Source organism: Mesorhizobium sp. B2-5-4, assembly GCF_006441095.1.
GTDB classification, from domain to species: Bacteria; Pseudomonadota; Alphaproteobacteria; order Rhizobiales; family Rhizobiaceae; genus Mesorhizobium; species Mesorhizobium salmacidum.
In genome coordinates this window covers 133,966-153,325 of the sequence record NZ_VFUR01000008.1, presented here as the reverse complement: position 1 = coordinate 153,325, position 19,360 = coordinate 133,966, and the positions used below count along the sequence as shown (strand labels likewise).

Sequence of the window (19,360 nt, the reverse complement as noted above, 5' to 3'; positions counted from 1 at the left end):
TAACCTCTGCCGGGTTGCTCGACTCTTTTCTCACAAGACAGCAATATCGTGAAATACCGCAAGCAGGAATCATGTCTTCCTGTCGTGGATTGGAATTGTCAGACGATTCCATGCCGGCCAGCGGAGAGGGCACCATGACCGACACCAAGACTTCGAGCGGCTCACTTGTTGTGCAGCGTCGCGCGGCGCGTTTCGCCGGCAACTGGATCGCGAATGCCGATCCTCGCTCTCGCTCGGTTCGCCGTCGTTTGATGGCGGTCCTGCGCATGGCTCATCGCGCGCAGGGTATGGGGCGCAAGCGCCTGGGGCTGGGAACGCTCGGGGTCGGCGGGATGCCGGCGGCGGCCGCGATGCTGGGCGCCTTCGCGATCGGCATGGCTGCGATGCCGGCTCAGGCGCAATATCAGGCTGGCGGCGGTTCAGCGACCGGTCCCGAGACCGTGGCCATCGGAAATGGCTCAACCGCCAGCCTTAACTGGGCCATAGCAGTCGGTTTCCAGGCCAATTCGGCGGCCCAATATTCGATTGCCATTGGCCGGACCGCGTCGGCCACGGGCCCCGGCGGCGCGGTGGCGCTGGGCTCTGGCACAATCTCAAATAACGTCAACACGGTGGCGATCGGCGTGAGCGCCAGTGCCACCGGCGCCGGCGACAGCGCCTTGGGCACCTTCTCCGTTGCTTCCGGAGGTAACTCCACCGCGGTCGGCGTCAGTTCCTTGGCCAGCGGTTCCCTGTCATTCGCCGGGGGTTGGTCATCTAAAGCCACCGGGACGCGCGCCATCGCGCTCGGGAGTAACGCGGTCTCGTCGGGACTGGACACCATTGCCCAAGGTACCAACACGAACGCAGGCGCCCAGAATGCCGTTGCAATCGGCTTTCAGGCGACTGCAACCACGATAAACTCAGTCTATCTCGGCTCGCGCACTGCCGCCGGAACGGGAGCGCTGGCCCAGAGCGCCATCGCTATCGGTACTGATGTGACGGCGTCCCAGGTCGATACGATCGCGATGGGCCGCCAAAGCAAGGCGACTGGCACGAACGCCGCGGCGATCGGCCTATTTGCCAATGCTGCGGGGACAAGCTCCGGGGCGTTCGGTCGCTCTGCCACCGCTTCGGCCGACTTCTCGCTGGCACTGGGCAATTTGGCCGTGGCGAGCGCTACCGGCACGGTCGCGGCGGGGTCTGGAGCCCAGGCCGCGGGCGTCAACGCCACGGCGATCGGCAACAATGCCGCTGCGAGTGGCTTGAATGCAGCTTCGCTGGGAACGGCTGCAAACGCGAGCGCTCAATCTGCCATCGCCATAGGCACCACCTCCGTTGCGAGTGGCGCCGCCAGCACAGCGGTTGGTAACGTCGCCGTTGCCAGCGGCCAAAATGCCTCCTCATTCGGGTCCGGATCCAAGGCGACGGGAGACAATTCCCTCGCTGCCGGCGTCAGCGCCAACGCCAGCGGGGTCGCCAGCACCGCACTCGGCATCGGCGCCGCGGCGTCGGCCACGAGCGCCATCGCCATCGGCAACAATGCCGCGGCCAGTTCCACCAACGCGGTTGCCATGGGCACCAACGCGGTGGCGACCGGCGGCCAAGCCATCTCCATCGGTGCGAACAACACCGCCTTTGGTGACGGCGCGGTCGCCATCGGCGATCCGAGCTACGCCAGCGGCACCGGCGCCTTCACCGGCGGCGCCAACAACATCGCCAACAGCGACGGCACGGCAACCGCCACCGCCGCCAACCAGGCCGCCGGCGCGGTCGCCATCGGCAACAACAACAAGGCGATCGGGCAGGGCTCGGTGGCGCTGGGCAACGGCTCGACGGCGGGTGCCGCCGGCCTCGCCGGCAATGTCGCGCTGGGCAACGGCGCGACGGCGGCGGCAAGCTCCGGCGACGTGGCGCTCGGCTCGGGCTCGGTGACCGCCGTGGCGGTCGGCACCGCCAGTGGAGTGGTCAACGGCACGACCTATGCCTTCCAGGGAACCAATCCGACCTCGACGGTCAGCATCGGCGCGCCCGGAGCGGAACGCACCATCACCAACCTGGCGGCGGGGCGGATCAGCGCGCTCTCGACCGACGCCATCAACGGTTCGCAGCTCTTCGCCACCAACCAGGCGGTCGATGCCATCGGCGCCGTCGTCAACAACATCAATGTCGGCGGCGGCATCAAGTATTTCCATGCCAATTCGGCCCTGCCTGACTCCCAGGCGCTGGGAGCCGATTCCGTCGCAGTCGGCCCGAACGCGGTGGCAAACAATGCCGGCGACGTCGCGATCGGCCTGAATTCGACGTCGGGCGCAACGACCAATGTCGGCGGCACGACGATCGGCGGCGTCAACTACACCTTCGCCGGCGGCACGCCGGCGGGCGCCTTCTCGGTCGGCTCGGCCGGGGCCGAGCGCCAGATCCAGAACGTCGCGGCCGGGCAGTTGAACGGCGGTTCGACCGATGCCGTCAACGGCTCGCAGCTCTTCGCCACCAACCAGCAGGTGACGCAGAACACATCAGACATCGCCGCCATCGGCGGCAACATCACCAATCTCGGCAACACGATCAACAACATCGCCGGCGACACCTCGGCAATCTATACCACCACCAATGGCGAGGGCATTCGCTACGCCCGCACCAACGAGACCGGGCTGGCGCAGACCGATTCCTTCGCCCAGGGCGTCGGCTCGACGGCCGTCGGCTACCAGGCGACCGCGACCGGCGTCAGCGCGCTGGCGCTCGGCCGCGACAGCAACGCCAGCATCGACGGCGGCGTGGCGCTCGGCTCGGGTTCGGTCTCCGATCGCGCGATCGCTCCGGCTACCGGGCAACTGCCCGCCGGCCCATCCAACTTCATCCAGTACAACACCACCGACAAGACGCTGCTCGGCGCCGTGTCGGTCGGCAACGCCACATCCTATCGGCAGATCACCAATGTGGCCGACGGCACGCAGGACCAGGACGCGGTGACGGTGCGCCAGCTCGCCGGCGCCATCGCTGCCGTATCGGCCACCTCGACCAAGTATTTCCATGCCAATTCGGTGGCGGGCGACTCGCTGGCGGTCGGCGCGGAATCGGTCGCGGTCGGTCCGACCACGGTCGTCAACGGCGATAACGGCATCGGCATCGGCAACGGCGCCGTCGTCGACCAGACGGCACCCGGCGGCACGGCCATCGGCCAGAACGCCCATGTGATGCTGGCCGACGGCCTGGCGCTCGGCACCAATTCGCTCGCCTCCGGCATCCAGTCGGTGGCGCTCGGCGCCGGCGCCCAAAGCAGCTTCATCAACAGCGTCGCGCTGGGCGCGCAGTCCGTCACCACGGTCGGCGCACAGGCCGGTTACACGGCCTTTGCCGTGACCACCCCGCAGACTTCGGTGGGCGAGGTGTCGATCGGCGGCGCCGGGGCCGAACGCAAGCTCACCAATGTCGCGGCGGGTTCGGCCGACACCGACGGCGTCAACGTCTCGCAGTTGCGCGGCGTGTCGCAGAACGTAACCAACCTGTTCGGCGGCGGCACCACGGTCAATCCCGACGGCTCGATCACCGGCCCGACCTATAATATCCAGGGCAACAATTATTCGACCGTCTATGATGGCTTCACCGCCGTCGACAATGCGCTGACCAACATCAACAATGGCGGCGGCATCAAGTATTTCCACGCCAATTCGGGACTGGCAGACAGCGTCGCCGGGGGCACCAACGCCGTGGCGATCGGGCCGGAGAGCGTGGCGAGCGGCACAGACAGCCTGGCCGCCGGCCATGGTTCGACAGCCGCGGGCCAAGGCGCCGTCGCGCTCGGCCAGGGCGCACAGGCCAACAACGCCAGCGATGTGGCGCTCGGTTCGGGTTCGGTGTCGCAGACCGCGGTCGGTACGTCCAGCACCACCATCAACGGCAAGACCTACGCCTATGCCGGCACCACCCCGACCGGAACCGTCAGCGTCGGCGACGCCGGCTCCGAGCGGACGATCACCAATGTCGCCGCCGGACGCGTTTCTTCCGGCAGCACCGATGCGATCAACGGCTCGCAACTCTACGCCACCAACACGGCGATCGAGGACCTGACCAAGACGATCGGCGGCATCGGCGGCACTGTCCAAAACACCGTGCAATACGACACCGTCAACAATCCGGACGGATCGACGACCAAGACCAACAAGATAACGCTGCAGGGCGGCGATCCGAATGCGCCTGTCGTCATCTCCAACGTCGGCCCCGGCGTTGCCGGCACCGACGCGGTCAACGTCAACCAGCTGAACCTGAACCTGGCCCAGAGCAAGACCTATACCGACCAGGTGGCGGTCACGACGTTGCAGCAGGCCAACAATTATACCGACCAGAAACTGGGCCAGCTCAATTCCGACATCAGCGGCATCAGGGACGAAGCCCGGCAGGCGGCGGCAATCGGACTGGCGGCGGCCTCGCTGCGCTATGACGACCGTCCCGGCAAGCTGAGCGTGGCGGCCGGCGGCGGCTTCTGGCGGGATTCGAGCGCCTTTGCCTTCGGCGCGGGCTACACCAGCGAGGACGGCCGCATCCGTGGCAACGTGTCCGGCACGGCGGCGGGTGGAAATGTCGGTGTCGGCGCCGGCCTGAGCTTCACCTTGAACTGAGGTGGGCAGCAGGGCGGCAATGAACAGGCGAACCGGCCATGACAGGCTAGACGCTGATCCGGGAAGACCGTCTGGTTTTCCCGGATTCGCCTTGGCATGCCTGACCTGCCTGGCGCTTGCCGGCGGGCTGGCGCCAGCTGTCGGGCAGGTGGCTTCGCCCTACAGGATCAAGCCCTCCGACGTGGTCTTGCCTCCCGACGTGAAGCTCGGACAATACCAGCGCACCATCCGTCCGTTCGAGAACTGGACACTGATCTGCGACGAGAACCTCAAGGCGCGCAAGAAGGTCTGCAACGTCTCGCAGGTGATCGAGGACGGCGCCGGCAAGATGGCGTTCAGTTGGTCTCTCGCCGCCACCCAGGACGGCAAGCCCTACATGATCCTGCGCACCGCGCCGAACGCCAGGAGCGATGGGCTGGTGTCGCTGAAGTTCGATGGGCGCGCCGAACCGATCGACGTGCATCTGAATGGCTGCAACGAGATGGTCTGCGTCGGCATGCTGCCGGTGGGACCCCTGATGCGCCAGGAGATAGCGCAGAAGGCGACGCCGGCGATTTCCTACCCGACCGTCGATGGCCAGACCATTACCGTCACCGCAACGCTCAAGGGGCTGTCAGAGGCCCTTGCGCCAATCAAATAACCGAGGCAGCACCGTGAGCCAGCAAGACCCGTTCATCTCCGCGACGCGCAGCAATCCGACCGTCGATCCGGACCGCAAGAGGCCCGTCGAGCCGCCGCGGCGGTGGCCGCGCATCGTCGGATTGTCGCTGTTGGGCCTGGCCATGATGGGCATCGGCTTCGCCGGCGCGAACTATGCCGCGATCGCCGGCCTGGTCGGCAGCCCGACGGCGGCACAGGCCGAGGCCGCCGCCGCTCCCGCGCTGCCGGACACGCCCTTCCTCCAGCACGTCAAGCAGGCGGGCGTACAGGCCTGCTCGACCGTTTTTCCGGTGCTCGGACAGCTTTTGACAACCGGCACGAAATACAGCGTCAAATCCCTCTGGAACGACCAGGCCGCGGACAAGCACGCCGTCCAGGCTTTTGTCGGCATGGACTATGCCACGGACCGGTACAGCGGGCCGGCCGCCGGCGTGGTCTTCGCATCGCCCACCGCTTCGGGCTGCGAGGGCGCGATGGTGCGGGTGGCGCCGTTCGCCAGTCCGTGCGCGGACATTCCGTCCATTCTTCCGCAAGGCAGCAAGATCACGGATCATCTCGGACAGGTCGAAGTGTATGAGCTTGGCGGCAACACGGGTGAAGCGCTTCTGCTGCCGACGGGCAACACATGCGTGGTGATTTCCATCGCATCGGCGGCCAAGTGAGGATGTCAGGCGAATGGGCGAGGCGCCCTGGAAAGGATTGCGGACCATGAAATCGCGACGTTTGACAATCTTGTGCATGGCCTTGCTGTGGAGCGGGCAGGTGGTCTCGGCCGATCTGGCGGAGCCGTCCGAACCGCCACAGGAGGAGAAAGGCATCTGGGCGGCAATCGCCTACTCCCAGACCGATACCAAGTACGGCTTCTTCTGGGGCGCCGACAAGCGGCAGGAAGCCAAGGACATAGCGCAGAAATATTGCGAGAATGCCGGTGGAAAGACCTGCAATGTCGTTGCCGTGTTCCGCAATCACCGCCATTGGACGGACGACGACGAGACCGGATTTCCCTACAAGCATTGCGGCGCGCTCGCCGTGGCCGACAAGGTGGAGCACCGGTTCACCCCCTGGGGCGTGAACTCGGCCGAGACCCGCCGGGAGGCGGAGGACCTCGCGCTCCAGGCCTGCGAGGCGGGGGGGATCCAGTGCAAGATCCGCGAATGGGTCTGTACGTGAGAATAACGGCGTCTCGAAGCCGACACTTTGGGCATTTGCCCGGCACAAAAGAGAAGGCCGCATTCATTGGTTCATAGACATTTTTCGCTGAAGGCAGCCGCCATCTGCGCGGCTGCCTTCTCCGCTTCGCTGCCGGCTGCTTTCGCCCAACAGCAGCAGGCGGCGTCGCTGCCGAACGGCGCATCGTCGCTCCAGGAAATCTATCAGGACTGGCAGCTGGCCTGCGGCATGCAGGACAATGCCCGGGTCTGCACGGTCACGCAGGACCAGACGCAGAAAAATGGCCAGAGGCTTCTGGCCGTGGAACTGCGCGTCGGGCCGAAGGGCGGATTGACCGGAACCTTGCTGCTGCCCTTCGGCATCCTGTTCGAGCCCGGCGTGGCGGCGCAGATCGACGACCAGCAGCCCGTCGGACCGTTGAAGTTCAGGACCTGCCTGCCGAATGGCTGCGTGGCGCTGTTTCCGATCGACCGGGCGCTGACGCAGAGGCTCAAGGCAGGCACCGAGCTCAAGCTCAACGTCACCACGGCGGCCGAAACCCCGCTGAGTTTCCCGGTGTCGCTGAAAGGCCTTGGCGCCGCCCTCGATCGCATGGTCGCGCTCAGCGCACGTTGAGGTGCAAGGCGATGGGGCCATCAAAAGGCCCATTGCAGCGCGAGGCCGACCACGGACAGTCCCATTGTGATTGTCGCGAGCCATCCGAGAAAGCGCAGCCAACCCTCAACGGGGAATTCGCCCATGATGTCGGAGCGCCCGGTCATCAGCATCATGACGACCATTACGGGGACCGCGCATATGCCGTTGATGACGGCGCTCCAGTAAAGCGCCTTGATGGGATCGATCGGCGTGAGCATGATCCCCATTCCCAGCGCCACGGCGGCGGCCAGGGTCGCATAAAATGCCATCGCTGCCTTCGGCTTGCGCTCCAGTCCCACTGGCCAGCGGCACGCCTCGCCCACGGCGAATGCGGCCGAGCCCGCGAGAACCGGCACCGCGAGAAGGCCGGTGCCGATAATCCCCATTGCAAAGATCTCAAATGCGAATTTGCCCGCGACCGGCTCCAGGGCCTTGGCCGCATCAGAGGAAGAATTGATGTCGGTCACTCCGGCCTTGTGCAGGGTGGCAGCCGTTGTAACGATGATCGCGATGGCTATCAGGTTCGAAAAAGCCATGCCCACCAGGGTGTCGGCGCGAATGCGCTGGAAGGCACCCGGCGCTTGCCACGGTGCCCGCTTCAGCGGCTTGGCCTTGGGGTCGATCGTCTCCTCTTCGACCTCTTGCGACGCTTGCCAGAAGAACAGGTAAGGAGAAATCGTGGTGCCGAGTATGGCCAGAAATGTCGTGAAAAAGGCCCGGCTCCATTCCATGTGCGGAAGAACGATCCCCTTGAGGGCCTCGCCCCATGGGATATCAGCCAGAAACGCAGCCACCACGTAGGCAAAAAGGCTCAGCGTTGTCCATTTCAGGACCGTGACGTACCGGCGGTAGTCGAGAAAGACGATCGCCAAAACGCAAGCCAGGCCGAACGCAACGACGTAAAGCGAGCTTGGGCCGCCCACCAGCAATCGCAATGCATCAGCCATCGCGCTCAGGTCCGCCCCGATGTTGATCACGTTGGCGGCGAACAAAAGCAAGGCTACAAAATATATCAGGGGAGACGGGTAGTGTCGGGCCAGATTGCCGGAAATACCTCGACCTGTCGTGCGGCCTATCCGCGCTGCTATCTCCTGGATCGCGACCATGAGCGGAAGAGTGAACACCATGGTCCAACCGACATCGAAGCCCAGCTGAGCGCCCGCTTGGCTGTACGTGCCGATGCCCGAAGGGTCATCGTCCGAAGCGCCTGTGATGAAACCAGGTCCGATTGTGCGCAGGAATCGCTGAAAGGGCCCTTTTGCCCGAATATTGCTCTGTTTTTCAGAGACTTCGGCGCTTATGTCCCTCATGGAGGTGCTCCAAAAACGCGGTCCCTTTCGATATCCGCTTGAAGCAAAATTCAGCGCTCGCCGTTCGGTTCCTTTAGCTATCGCTGAAGCATCATTGGTGCTTCCTTTGCCGGAGACATGATATTTCTCGCGCGGGTCGGTTTCCGCGACATGTGAGGGCCATCATCAAATTCATCGGCAAAGAACCCATAAGAATTTCGCTGAAGATCGTTTCACTCGGAACATATAAGCGAGCGACTGGTTTGGTGGAGGCAGCACACACAACCAAGGGAGATTCTCCATGATTGTCAAATTTCTCTCCGCCACGGTGCTTGCGGTCGCTCTGGCCACATCGGCCATGGCACAGTCGAACGGCACCGGAACCAACAGCGGTTCAGGCTCGACATCCGGCATGACCAATGGCGCAAATGGGACCGGCACCGGCACCGGCTCTGGTGCAGGGGTAACGCCCACCGATCCGAACGCTACTAATTCGACAAAATCGTCGAGCGGCATGACCGACCGCTGCAAGGACGCCGCGGGCAACGACATCGACAACAACACCGCCTCCGGCGCGACAACGTCGAACATGCAGAACTGCAACAAATGAGCCGGTGGCTAGGAGCACCGCCCGAAGTCGCTCTTCTCTCCGGGGCGACCAGTCGGGCGGCGTTCTCGTTGCAACGCTGCAGGCGCAGATGAGCCGACAGGCTGTCAAGCAGGCGCCATCGGCCCTGCCGTGGGCGGCAGGCGCTTTGGCGGCTACCCTTATTGCGTTGTCGGTCTGCGCGATCGGCTTGATGCGCAGCAGCAATCTGCGAGAAACCACCATCCTGCAGGCGGTTGGTGGAGATCCTGACCGCGCCGTCCCGGCAATGATCCGCAATGGCTGTGGCGGATGCCACGAAATTCCGGGAGTCCCTGGTGCCCGTGGCACCGTCGGTCCGTCCCTGCGAGGCGTCGCCGAGAGAGAATATGTCGGGGCGTCGCGAACGTCCCCAGACGCGATGATGCGTTGGATCAGCAGGGCGCGCGACGTCGATCCCAAGACGGCCATGCCCAACACAAATCTGTCGCCCCAGGAGGCGCGCGACATCACCGCCTATCTCTATGCCCGAACGTGAGACGCGTTGAGCGCAGTGCTGGGCGCAGTCGTTTTGCCAGCAGAAACAGTAGACCAAGGAGCAATCCGGCGCCTCCAACCGCCAGCGCCTGTCCCGCCAGAACCAGGACTGTCTGCGCCGTTGACGTGCCGGCCCGCATCTGACGCACGTCGGCCGCCGTAACGCGCGCTTCCGGATTTCCGAATTGCGCGGTCACATAATTTGCAAGTATCGCCACCTGGGCGTCGTCCAACCAGCCGGCGAAGGCCGCCATTGATTTGCGTTCCGCGACGTCACCAGCCTTGACGCCTTCGAGGATCGTCATGACGACATTGTCAGGCACGGCCGCGCCGGGGGAGGTGTTGTGGGTCAGTGATGGGGCGGAGCCGTCCGCTGATCCGCCTCCATTTGCTCCATGACACCCCGAACAGAGCGATCGATAGAGATCGCCGCCGGCCGCAGTTCCGCTACCTTGCGCCTTGCTTCCAGCATTGTCCGCGATCGTGGGCACATTGCCCCATGAAAAACGCGGCTGCCTTTCGTCCCCGGGTTGTGCGGGCACATCCCTGAGATAGACGACCATGGCACGGATGTCGTCGTCCGACAGATGTTGCAGGCTGTTCATGACCGTTTCCGCCATCGGGCCGCTTGCATATGCCTTTCCGGGCACGGCGCCGGTCTTGAGAAACCGAAACAGCTCTTCATCGCTCCAGCCGCCGACGCCTGCGATCTTGTCACTGGTGATGTTGAAGGCTTGCCAGATGCCGGCGCTGCCGCCGGCAAGCTTGCGATTGTCATCCATGCCGAACGTCGTATTTCGCGGCGTGTGACAGGCACCGCAGTGACCGAGCACTTCGACAAGATAGGCCCCTCTGTTCCATGCGGCGGTTCGGCTCCGATCCGGGATGAAACCGCCGCTGTGCAAGTTCGCGAGCTTCCACAGCGCCAGAGTCCATCGCTGGTTGAACGGAAAAGGCAGGATGTTTGCTGGGCGCGGCTGGGAGATCGGCGGCTGCGCCAGTAGATAGGACCGGATCGCGAGCACGTCCTCGCGGTTCATCGCTGCGAAGCTGTCATAGGGCATGGCGGGATAAAGGTCGGCCCCGTCACGCCTGACGCCTTGCTGGACGGCTCGTATGAACTCATCCGCGGAATAGCGCCCGATGCCCGTATCGAGGTCCGGTGTGATGTTGGTGGAAAAGACGTCGCCAAACGGCGTTGGGACGCGATAGCCTCCGGCGAATGGGCGGCTGGGATTGGACGTGTGGCAGCCGATGCAGTCGGCCGCCCGGGTAAGATATTCACCCTTCTGGATTTCGCTCGCCTGCAGGTGCGTGCAAAACGCCAACGATGCCAAAACGGACGCGATCGCATAAGAGATGGCGGCCGGGACTGGAGCGCTCACCGCATGCCGAAGCGCACGGCGGCGCACGGCCAATAGCCCGCTCCGTGGCGCCATCACAGTTCGCACCCGCTGAAGGTCAGCCCTGCCAACATTTGTGTCAGCATCACGAGCGTGAACAGCGCTCCAATGCCGACCGAAGTCCTGGCCAGAAACATGCGAGTGCGCGCTTTAAGGGGCGGGCTCGTGCCATGGCCTCGGTCATGAATCGCGCGCCACGACAGCAGCGCGCCTGCCGTGGCGGCGGCGGCACCTATCAACGAGAACAAGGCAGTGGGCCAAAAGCTGGCGTGGCATTGCCAGAACGCGGTTGAATAATCGAGCTGCAGCGTTATGGCCCACGCGGCTGGTCCACTGACCAGGCCTGCCCAGGAAACGCCGGTGCGGATCGCCTGCATCTCACATCCTCGGGGCCCAGTAGATGATAAGATAGAGCACGACCCATGAGACGACCACGAAGTCCCAATAGAAGGCGTTGTCCGAGACGTCGCTGAAGCGTCGGCCGGCCTTGCCTTTTTGCGTGAACATGAGAGCCGCAAGGACGATCGTGTCCCCGACATCGGTAAGGAGATGCGTTGTGTGCAGCCCGAGCAGGAACCAGACGATCGAGCCGTAGGCGTTCTGATCCCAGGAAATCCGCAGCGCCGGAAATTCCCAGACACGAACGATCAGCGGAAGAATTCCGGCGATCGACATGATGATCATGCCAAGGCGAACTTTCGCGAGGTCCTGACGGCGCGCCCAAAGTTCGAGCAGATGGTTGGGCACGATGCTCGCCAGCAGAATAACCAATACTGTCGTGCCTGGCAGCAGATCTGGTGCCGGCGCCCCGATCGGCCAATGCGGGGCCAGCACAGCCAGATAGAAATAGGTGCCGATCGCCAAGGCGAAACCCGTCGCCTCAAGGGCGATGAAGGCAAGGGTTCCCCACCACATCGGGCTCGCCGCCCCGAAATCATATGTGGGCAGGTGACTGACATCGGCGACAGGACGCTGCCTCATTCCTCGTCCTCCGGTTCGCCTTTCGGCCAGAACCAACAGATGAAACCAATCGAGACCGGTATAGCGCCCCAGACCACCGCCCATGGCGTGAATATCGAGCCGAGAAATGCGCCGCCAACCGCGATGGCCGAGAGCAGCGGCCAAATCGAATTGTCGGCCGATGGCACCCTCAGTTGCGGCACCGCGTCGGCGACCGTGCCGGCGAGCACCTCGCGGGCATCGACGCGCAGGCCTTCGACGACGAGGAGCATGTCGGGTTCGGCCCAGAGCGGTTCGCGGTGGTTTACCACCGGCAGCCGCGAAAAATCGTAGGAGGGCGGCGGAGAAGTCGTCGCCCATTCGAGCGTGCTCGCCTGCCAGGGATTATCTCCGGCAATGCGGCCGTTGCGAAGGCTGAGCAGGATGTTCAGGAAGAAAAGCGCAAAACCGGCGAACACCACCAGCGACGAGAGGCTGATGAAGAGGTTCATCTCGCCCCAGCCGCTCGCCGGCGGATAGGTGTAAACACGGCGCGGCATGCCTTGCAGACCCAGAATGTGCATGGGGAAGAAGGTGAGATTGAACCCGAGAAAGACCAGCCAGAAGTTCCAGCGGCCAAGCCTTTCAGACAGCATGCGGCCGGTGATCTTGGGGAACCAGTAATAGACGGCGCCGAGCAGGGGAAAGACGGCGCCGCCGACCAGCACGTAATGGAAATGGGCAACCACGAAATAGGTGTCGTGCACCTGCAGGTCGAGCGGTACCGAGGCGACCATGACCCCGGTCAGTCCGCCGATCACGAAGGTGAAGATGAAGCCGAGCACGAAAAGCATGGGCGTGCCGAAGCTCGGCCGGCCGTCCCAGATCGTCGCGATCCAGCAGAAGATCTGAATGCCGCTCGGAATGGCGATCATCATCGAGGAAGCGGTGAAGAAGCTCTCGCCGAGCTGGGGCAGACCGGTGGCGAACATGTGGTGCACCCACAGGCCAAAGGAGAGGAAGCCGATCGCGACCAGCGACAGCACGATCCCGAGATAGCCGAAGACCGGGCGCCGGGCGAAGGTCGGCAGGATCGCGGAGACAAAGCCGGTCGCCGGAATGAAGATAATGTAGACCTCGGGATGACCGAAGAACCAGAACAGATGCTGCCACAGCAGTGCATCTCCCCCCGCGGCAGCATCGAAAAATTTCGTGCCGACCAACCGGTCGAGGATCAGCATCGTGCTCGATACCATCACCGCGGGCATGGCGAACAGTATGACGAAAGCGGTGACGAGGACCGACCAGACATAGAGCGGGATGCGGTCGAGCGACATGCCCGGCGCGCGTTGTTTGAACACTGTCGCAATGATCTCGACAGCGACCGCGAGTGCGGACACTTCCGTATAAGTCACCATCTGCGCCCAGAAATCGGGCCGCTTACCGATGCCGTATTCAGGTCCGGCGAGCGGAACATAGGAGAACCAGCCGGCGTCGGCGCCAGTTTCGAAGGCAAAGGCGATCCAGATCATCAGCCCGCCAAAAAGATAGACCCAGTAGCTGAAGGCATTGAGGCGCGGGAAGGCGACATTGCGGGTCCCGATCATCAGCGGCACCAGGTAGATGGCGAACGCCTCCATCACCGGTACGGCGAACAGAAACATCATCGTCGTGCCATGCATGGTGAACAGCTGGTTGTAGAGATCGGGACCGATGTAGCCGGCTTCGGGCCGGGCAAGCTGGAACCGCATCGCCAGCGCGGACAGACCTGCAAGGATGAGGAACAGGAAAGCCGTCACGATATAGCGCCGGCCGATCAGCTTGTGATCGACAGTGACCAGCCAGCCATAGAGGCCTTTCGGCGTTCGCCAGGCATGCGCCAGAAAGGCGCGCAGCCTCGCCTCATCGAGGCCGGTGTCCCGCACGCCTTTCAGCACCTCCTGTTCATGCTCGGCTGACGTTCCCGCAACGCCGCTCATTCAAGGCTTCCAAGATAGGTGACGACGGCATTGAGATCGTCGGCGCTGAGGGCAATGCGCGGCATCTTGGCGCCGGGCTTCATGGACTGCGGATCGGCTATCCAGGCAGCAAGCGCCCCTGGGGTGATGGCCAACGTATCCGCAGCCAGTGCGCGGCGGCTTGCGAGATGGGTAAGATCAGGTCCAAGCGTTCCGCTGGCCGGTGTGCCTCTTATCGTGTGGCAGAGTGCACAGCCGGTAGAAAGAAAAGCCCGCTGGCCGCGGCGTTCTTCTTCGCCGGCGGGCGCGGGCGCCGCGGCGTCCTGCCTGGATCGCCACGCATCGAAAGCTTCGCGGCTTTCCGCAACGACGGTGATGGCCATATGGGCGTGCTGATAGCCGCAGAACTCGGCGCATTGGCCGCGATAGGTTCCGGGTTTGTCCGCAATAAGCGTGAGCTCGCTTGGCCGGCCCGGGATGAGATCCCTTTTGCCGGCGAGGCTTGGCACCCAGAAGCTATGAATGACATCGAGCGAATCGAGCTCGACCTTGACCGGGTCGCCAACGGGAATATGGATCTCGTTTGCCGTGACGATCGCTTGCGACGGTTCATTCCCGAAGTAACGGACCTCCCACCACCATTGATGCCCGGTGACCCGGACGGTGAGCGTTTCCGTTCCGCTCAGCGAAGCAATGGATTTGCCCGCGAAAAAGCTCATCGTCGTCAGTATGACGAGCACGAGAACGGTCAAAGCGATGGCGCTTGCGACAAGGCGCGTAAACCGACGTTCCTGCCGGACATCGATCTCAAGTGGCAAATGCGTTGTCTCGGTCGGAGGGCGACGCAGAAGCGCTGCCGCCAAGACCAGCATGACAAGCAGCCATGTGCCCGTCGCAACCGCACTGAAGGACCAGATCAGGTCAAGGATCCTTCGGGCATTCGCACCGTGTGGATGAAGCGCGGACTGCCAGTCGCTGCATCCAGCCAGGACCAGCATTGGCGCTGTGCTGGCCCACTGTTTTGGCCATGTGCAGGTGAGCGGCATCAGCGGTCGTTTCCGCGTACGAGGGCGGGCCGCCGGACTCACGCACCTTGCCATGAAGGATCCACCATCGTTGTCAAGGCCATAACGCGGTTGGTTGCAAAAGGATGCTTGGCAACGCTACCGTCCCTGGAAAGAGCGCGAACTCAGGGAATACTTTGTCGAACCAAGGCGAGGGGCGGCCGTTCTTCAGCATACGGCGGAAGCGCGGCTCTAGATGATGGGCAGGTGGGAAGCGTGGCGCCGCCCGCTTGTTCCAATCCAGAAAGCGGCCAGGAGCAGTGCGGCTCCGCCATAGATCAGGCCGGCCGGAATCCACATCAACAGGCCCGCCAATTGCTGATCCTCGAGTGGGCTGAGGCCCCACAGTTTCGAGCCGATGGCATTTTCCGGGTACCACAGCCTGCGCGAAACGACAAACAATGCCCCGAGCAAGCCGGTGTGCAGCGAGGTGAAGAAAAGATGCATGACCGCACCGCCACAGTCTTGTTCGCGGCCAGGGCGGGGCAGCAGCACCCACCAGAACAGAAGCCCGGTGCCGAGAAAACTCGCATGCTGGGCATAGTGCAGAAAGCCCTGCTGGAGCGCAGCCTCAAACAGCGCTGGAACATGCCATGTCCATATCGCGATTCCGTGCAGTAAAGTCGCGACCACAGGGCGGCTCATGACAGCCCAGATCACCTGAAATATGTTTGCGTGCCCAGCCGCGCCGAGCGTCTGGCGCAGCCGCGCGGGCAGCGCCCACATCATTGCCGCCATCGGTCGGGAAGCGACCAGCAGCGGTGCCGCGATGGCCATCAGCAGTTCGTGCTCGACCATGTGAGCGGCAAACACATGTTCGCCCAATGCGTGGATCGGGCTTACAAGCGCGACCGCCAGTGCGGCCCAGCCGGCGAAAAACAGCAAGGCCTGCCGCGACCGCAAAGGACGTCCGTGTCCGCTCCGACGCCAGAGCCGGCTGGCGCCAGCAATGTACAGCGACACAGCCGCCGCGAGCGGAAATGTAATCGGAAACGCCAGCGTCCAACCGGCTTGCGGGGCGCCGCTGCCATAGCAGATAGAAGTCGAGAAGAGTGCGTCGAAGCTCATGGCACGCCTCTGGGGCATTGCTCTCCTGGCTGCATTTCGCGGCTCCAGAGTATTTCCGGCGAAAACAGGTTCGCCTCCAATGCTCTATATGTTTGTTACGCAATTCCGAACGCAAAACCGCTTCGCATTTTCGCGGGAATTGCTCTAGGCATCCATCATCGACTTCGCCGGCTCCCGGGCGATATTTTCTTCGATGCGCTCGTGCCCCGGCGTCTGCGGCAAGGCCTGGCGGAAATTCTTGGCATAGTCGGGCGGCATCCTGGGCGGCATCAACGGCTCATAGGCATCGACCAGCGCTTCGATCACAACCGGACCTTCGGTTGCAAAGGCCTCGTCGAGAATAGTCTCGATCTGATCGGCCCGCTCGATGCGAAAACCGCTTGCGCCCATCGCTTCCGCCGCCTTGGCAAAATCGATCGGCTGCAGTTCGCAACCGAATTGCGGATTACCCAGAAACATCATCTGCTCCCAGGCGATCTGATTGAGCATGTTGTTCTTGATGACCAGAATCTTCAGCGGAATCTTGTAGCGCACCGCCGTCGAGAATTCGCCCAGCTGCATGGCAAAACCTCCGTCTCCCACGATAGCGGCGACCGGTCGACCGGGAAATGCAATGCCGGCGGCGATGGCATAGGTAAGGCCGCAAGCCATGGATGCCAGCGATCCGGATACGCCAAACGCCTGGCCGCTTCGAAGATCGACATGGCGGGCGGCAAGCTCCGTGTTCTGACCGGAGTCGGTGGCCAGCACCGTGTCGTCGGCCAGTCTTTGGCCGAACGCCCGGGCAATCGTTTGCGGCTTCAGCGGATGCGTCCGCGCGTCTTCGGATTGCCTCATCATCTGGCGCCATCTCGTCATGGTTTCCTGGGAGTGTTGCAGGAATTCACCGGAAGGCTTTTGGGTCAGACGTTGATTGAGCGCGCGCAATGTCTCGGCGGCGTCCCCGACAAGGCCGGCCTCGACCGGAAAGCGCAGGCCAATGCGCTGCGCATCGCAGTCGATCTGGACGCCACGGGCCTGCCCGGGCTTGGGGTAGTATTCGATGTAGGGGAAGGTGGAACCGACGATCAGCACCGCGTCGCAGGTCTCCATCGCTTCTTGTGAAGCCAGGGTTCCGAGGATGCCTATCCCGCCGGTCGTGTGAGGATGGTCGTCCGGCAGCACCGCCTTGCCCAGCAAGGCCTTCGCGACAGGTGCCTGCAGCAGATGCGCGGCATGTTCGAGTTCCGCGGCCGCGCCGATGGCGCCGCGTCCGGCCAGGATCGTCACTCGCGAGGCGCGGTTCAGAATGGCGGCTGCTTCGTCAAGCTCGGCGTCCGGCGGCATGGTGTGGCCGGCGAACATTTGCTGCGGCGTGTGCGCCGGGCGGTTGCGTTTGCTGCGCTTTGAGGGATTGCCCTCTTGCTCCTGCACGTCACTGGCAATCGAAAGATGGGCGACGCCCTTACGCGCCAGCGCGGTTCGGCAGGCGAGGCTGGCAACATTTTCCATATGCGCGGCATCGGAGACATGGGCGTTGTAAACGGAGACATCGTTGAACACGCGCGTCAGATCGACATCCTGCTGCGTGAACGTCTCGATCAGATCGTGGAACTGCATGCCCGTGATCGCAAGCACCGGAGCCTGGTCGAGCTTGGCGTCATAAAGGCCGGTCAGAAGATGCGTTCCGCCGGGACCGGACGTTGCCAGGCAGACGCCTAGCTTTCCTGTCCATTTGGCGTAGGCGCACGCTATGAAGGCAGCCGACTCTTCGTGCCGGACCTGCACGAAGGCTATCTTGTCCCGCCGGGTGCGCAGCGCCTCCATGACGCCGTTTATGCCGTCTCCCGGCAAGCCGAACACCACGTCCACGTCCCAGGCGATGAGTGTGTCGACGAGAATTTCTGCTGCATTTGCCATGTCAGGATCGCTCCGGTGATAGGGCCGAACCGGTGAAGCACAGGTTGGTTCCTTCATCACAAGAAATCGTGACATGTCGGAAGCGGCGGCCGGGGCGGCTGTCGGGACCCCGACGCTCTCCAGGAACAAAAAGCCTTACCAGTGGTTCGAGCCGCGTCTTGGCGCAGCTTCAATCCCGCTTTGTCGGCACCTGGTTGGAATGTTTGTCATGACGTTTTGCATGCCCTCGGTAAAGATGCGCTTCCAATGAGCGAGCCACTGGATAGTGCCGGCCAGAGGAAAAGCGAGCGAAAGGAAGGCGGCGTTGTCCGGGCCCTCGGGCTTGGACTGATTACCGGCGCGGCTGACGACGATTGTTCGGCGATCGGTACCTACGCCAGTGCCGGAGCCCGATTTGGGCCCGACCTGCTGTGGACGGCACCGGTTACTCTGCCGATGATGTATCTCGTCGTCTATCTTTCATCCAAACTTGGTCAGGTTTCGGGTCGTGGGCTATTCAAGGTCATATCCGATTTCTATCCGCGTTGGCTGCTATGGTCTGTTCTGACGGGCGTGCTGATTGGCAATACGATCGAGGCAGCCGCCGACCTTGGCGCCATGTCGGCGGCCGTTATGTTGTTCGTTCCGATGTCTGGTCCACTGATCGTCATTGTCGTCGCGATCGTCATTTTTGCCCTGCAGGTATTTGGATCCTACACCTTGATCCGCAATGTGTTCCGATGGCTGGCGCTGGCGCTGCTTGCCTATGTGGTCTCCGCCCTGCTTGCCAAACCGGATGCAGCTTCGGTCCTGCGCGGCACGCTGCTGCCAAGGATCGAGTTCAGCCGCGAATACCTGTCCATCCTGGTCGCCATCGTCGGAACGACCCTCTCCGCATACCTTTACACATGGCAGTCGAACCAGGAGGTGGAGGAGGAGATTGCCAAGGGCAGAACGACCCTTGAAGAGCGCAAGGGCGCCACCGAGGGCGAGCTCCGCCGATCCCGCCGCGATATCCTGATCGGCATGACGTTCTCCAATCTGATCATGTATTTCATCATTCTTTCGACAGGGTCGACGCTCTACAAGGCCGGCCAGACTCAGATCGACACCGCGGCGCAGGCCGCCGAAGCGCTGCGGCCGCTTGCCGGCGATGCGGCGGGAATTCTTTTTGCCGCAGGCGTAATTGGCGTCGGCTTTCTGGCTGTGCCGGTCATGACGGCTGGCGCTGCCTTCGATTTCGCCCAAGCGATGGGATGGAAGAATGGGTTGAATGCCAAACCCCGGCAGGCCCCTAAATTCTACATGGCGATCGGGACAATCACATTGGTGGCGGTGGGTCTCAATTTCCTCGGCTTCAATCCGATGAAAGCCATGGTCTGGTCGGGCATCGTGCAAGGGTTTTCCACGCCTCCGCTCCTGCTTCTCATTCTCATCATGACGAACAATCGCAAGATCATGGGTGACAAGGTCAACAGCAAAAGCACGAACATCCTGGGTGGCGCGACGACCCTGGCGATTTTTTCGGCGTCGGCGGGTCTGGCGGCAAGCTGGTTCCTGTGATTCGCGGGACG

16 protein-coding genes are annotated in these 19,360 nt (G+C 63.1%); 8 read left to right on the top strand and 8 right to left on the bottom strand.

The window, feature by feature from the left end; translation table 11 throughout:
* Positions 1-134 precede the first annotated feature (134 nt).
* From FJ492_RS12675 to FJ492_RS12655, 5 genes are all read left to right on the top strand, one after another.
* The gene (locus tag FJ492_RS12675; protein WP_140770118.1) at positions 135-4,598 is read left to right on the top strand and encodes a YadA-like family protein; all 4,464 of its coding nucleotides are present in this window, start codon (positions 135-137) and stop codon (positions 4,596-4,598) included.
* Positions 4,599-4,689: 91 nt separating this feature from the next.
* Positions 4,690-5,238, top strand: coding sequence for an invasion associated locus B family protein (locus tag FJ492_RS12670; RefSeq protein WP_140712642.1), 549 nt, complete (start codon positions 4,690-4,692; stop codon positions 5,236-5,238).
* Between the two features lie 13 nt (positions 5,239-5,251).
* The gene (locus FJ492_RS12665; RefSeq protein WP_140770116.1) at positions 5,252-5,920 is read left to right on the top strand and encodes a hypothetical protein; all 669 of its coding nucleotides are present in this window, start codon (positions 5,252-5,254) and stop codon (positions 5,918-5,920) included.
* Positions 5,921-5,966: 46 nt separating this feature from the next.
* Positions 5,967-6,428 carry a DUF4189 domain-containing protein gene (locus FJ492_RS12660; RefSeq protein WP_140770114.1) on the top strand — a complete coding sequence of 154 codons (462 nt, stop codon included), beginning with the start codon at positions 5,967-5,969 and terminating at the stop codon, positions 6,426-6,428.
* A 66-nt stretch (positions 6,429-6,494) separates the two neighbouring features.
* Complete coding sequence (locus FJ492_RS12655; RefSeq protein WP_246676014.1) at positions 6,495-7,043, top strand: invasion associated locus B family protein; 549 nt, start codon at positions 6,495-6,497, stop codon at positions 7,041-7,043.
* Between the two features lie 20 nt (positions 7,044-7,063).
* Here the strand turns inward: FJ492_RS12655 and FJ492_RS12650 are convergent, their stop codons facing one another.
* A complete protein-coding gene (locus FJ492_RS12650) occupies positions 7,064-8,374 on the bottom strand; it encodes a divalent metal cation transporter (protein WP_140770112.1) in 1,311 nt (436 codons plus the stop codon).
* Positions 8,375-8,654: 280 nt separating this feature from the next.
* Between FJ492_RS12650 and FJ492_RS12645 the strand changes: the two genes are divergently transcribed.
* Positions 8,655-8,963 carry a hypothetical protein gene (locus FJ492_RS12645; protein ID WP_140770110.1) on the top strand — a complete coding sequence of 103 codons (309 nt, stop codon included), beginning with the start codon at positions 8,655-8,657 and terminating at the stop codon, positions 8,961-8,963.
* An 88-nt stretch (positions 8,964-9,051) separates the two neighbouring features.
* Complete coding sequence (locus tag FJ492_RS12640; RefSeq protein WP_140770108.1) at positions 9,052-9,477, top strand: c-type cytochrome; 426 nt, start codon at positions 9,052-9,054, stop codon at positions 9,475-9,477.
* Here FJ492_RS12640 and FJ492_RS12635 read toward each other — a convergent pair.
* The 7 genes from FJ492_RS12635 to FJ492_RS12605 all read right to left on the bottom strand — a co-directional run bounded on the left by FJ492_RS12635 (position 9,449) and on the right by FJ492_RS12605 (position 17,807).
* Complete coding sequence (locus FJ492_RS12635; RefSeq protein ID WP_246676017.1) at positions 9,449-10,888, bottom strand: cytochrome c; 1,440 nt, start codon at positions 10,886-10,888, stop codon at positions 9,449-9,451. The genes FJ492_RS12640 and FJ492_RS12635 overlap by 29 nt on opposite strands.
* Positions 10,889-10,914: 26 nt before the next feature.
* Positions 10,915-11,256, bottom strand: coding sequence for a hypothetical protein (locus FJ492_RS12630; protein ID WP_027144317.1), 342 nt, complete (start codon positions 11,254-11,256; stop codon positions 10,915-10,917).
* A 1-nt stretch (position 11,257) separates the two neighbouring features.
* Positions 11,258-11,860: a cytochrome c oxidase subunit 3 gene (locus FJ492_RS12625; RefSeq protein WP_140504051.1), complete on the bottom strand. Its 603-nt coding sequence runs from the start codon at positions 11,858-11,860 to the stop codon at positions 11,258-11,260.
* Entirely contained in the window at positions 11,857-13,797 is a 1,941-nt protein-coding gene (gene ctaD / locus FJ492_RS12620; protein WP_140770106.1) for a cytochrome c oxidase subunit I, read from the bottom strand. Before ctaD ends, FJ492_RS12625 begins: the two co-directional genes overlap by 4 nt.
* Positions 13,794-14,822: a cytochrome c oxidase subunit II gene (gene coxB, locus FJ492_RS12615; RefSeq protein ID WP_140770104.1), complete on the bottom strand. Its 1,029-nt coding sequence runs from the start codon at positions 14,820-14,822 to the stop codon at positions 13,794-13,796. The genes ctaD and coxB overlap by 4 nt, the downstream gene beginning before the upstream one ends.
* A gap of 210 nt (positions 14,823-15,032) precedes the next feature.
* Complete coding sequence (locus FJ492_RS12610) at positions 15,033-15,908, bottom strand: cytochrome c oxidase assembly protein (RefSeq protein WP_140770102.1); 876 nt, start codon at positions 15,906-15,908, stop codon at positions 15,033-15,035.
* A gap of 144 nt (positions 15,909-16,052) precedes the next feature.
* On the bottom strand, positions 16,053-17,807 hold the full coding sequence (locus tag FJ492_RS12605; RefSeq protein ID WP_140504044.1) for a thiamine pyrophosphate-dependent enzyme: 1,755 nt from the start codon (positions 17,805-17,807) through the stop codon (positions 16,053-16,055).
* A gap of 141 nt (positions 17,808-17,948) precedes the next feature.
* Between FJ492_RS12605 and FJ492_RS12600 the strand changes: the two genes are divergently transcribed.
* Complete coding sequence (locus tag FJ492_RS12600) at positions 17,949-19,349, top strand: Nramp family divalent metal transporter (protein WP_348640739.1); 1,401 nt, start codon at positions 17,949-17,951, stop codon at positions 19,347-19,349.
* The last annotated feature ends 11 nt before the right edge of the window (positions 19,350-19,360 follow it).

Bases quoted from the DNA above. Each gene is read 5' to 3' on its own strand.
- FJ492_RS12675 (WP_140770118.1), top strand. From the start codon at position 135: ATGACCGACACCAAGACTTCGAGCGGCTCACTTGTTGTGCAGCGTCGC.
- FJ492_RS12660 (WP_140770114.1), top strand. From the start codon at position 5,967: ATGAAATCGCGACGTTTGACAATCTTGTGCATGGCCTTGCTGTGGAGC.
- FJ492_RS12650 (WP_140770112.1), bottom strand. From the start codon at position 8,374: ATGAGGGACATAAGCGCCGAAGTCTCTGAAAAACAGAGCAATATTCGG.
- FJ492_RS12645 (WP_140770110.1), top strand. From the start codon at position 8,655: ATGATTGTCAAATTTCTCTCCGCCACGGTGCTTGCGGTCGCTCTGGCC.
- FJ492_RS12640 (WP_140770108.1), top strand. From the start codon at position 9,052: ATGAGCCGACAGGCTGTCAAGCAGGCGCCATCGGCCCTGCCGTGGGCG.
- FJ492_RS12630 (WP_027144317.1), bottom strand. From the start codon at position 11,256: ATGCAGGCGATCCGCACCGGCGTTTCCTGGGCAGGCCTGGTCAGTGGA.
- FJ492_RS12625 (WP_140504051.1), bottom strand. From the start codon at position 11,860: ATGAGGCAGCGTCCTGTCGCCGATGTCAGTCACCTGCCCACATATGAT.
- ctaD (WP_140770106.1), bottom strand. From the start codon at position 13,797: ATGAGCGGCGTTGCGGGAACGTCAGCCGAGCATGAACAGGAGGTGCTG.
- coxB (WP_140770104.1), bottom strand. From the start codon at position 14,822: ATGCCGCTCACCTGCACATGGCCAAAACAGTGGGCCAGCACAGCGCCA.
- FJ492_RS12610 (WP_140770102.1), bottom strand. From the start codon at position 15,908: ATGAGCTTCGACGCACTCTTCTCGACTTCTATCTGCTATGGCAGCGGC.
- FJ492_RS12605 (WP_140504044.1), bottom strand. From the start codon at position 17,807: ATGGCAAATGCAGCAGAAATTCTCGTCGACACACTCATCGCCTGGGAC.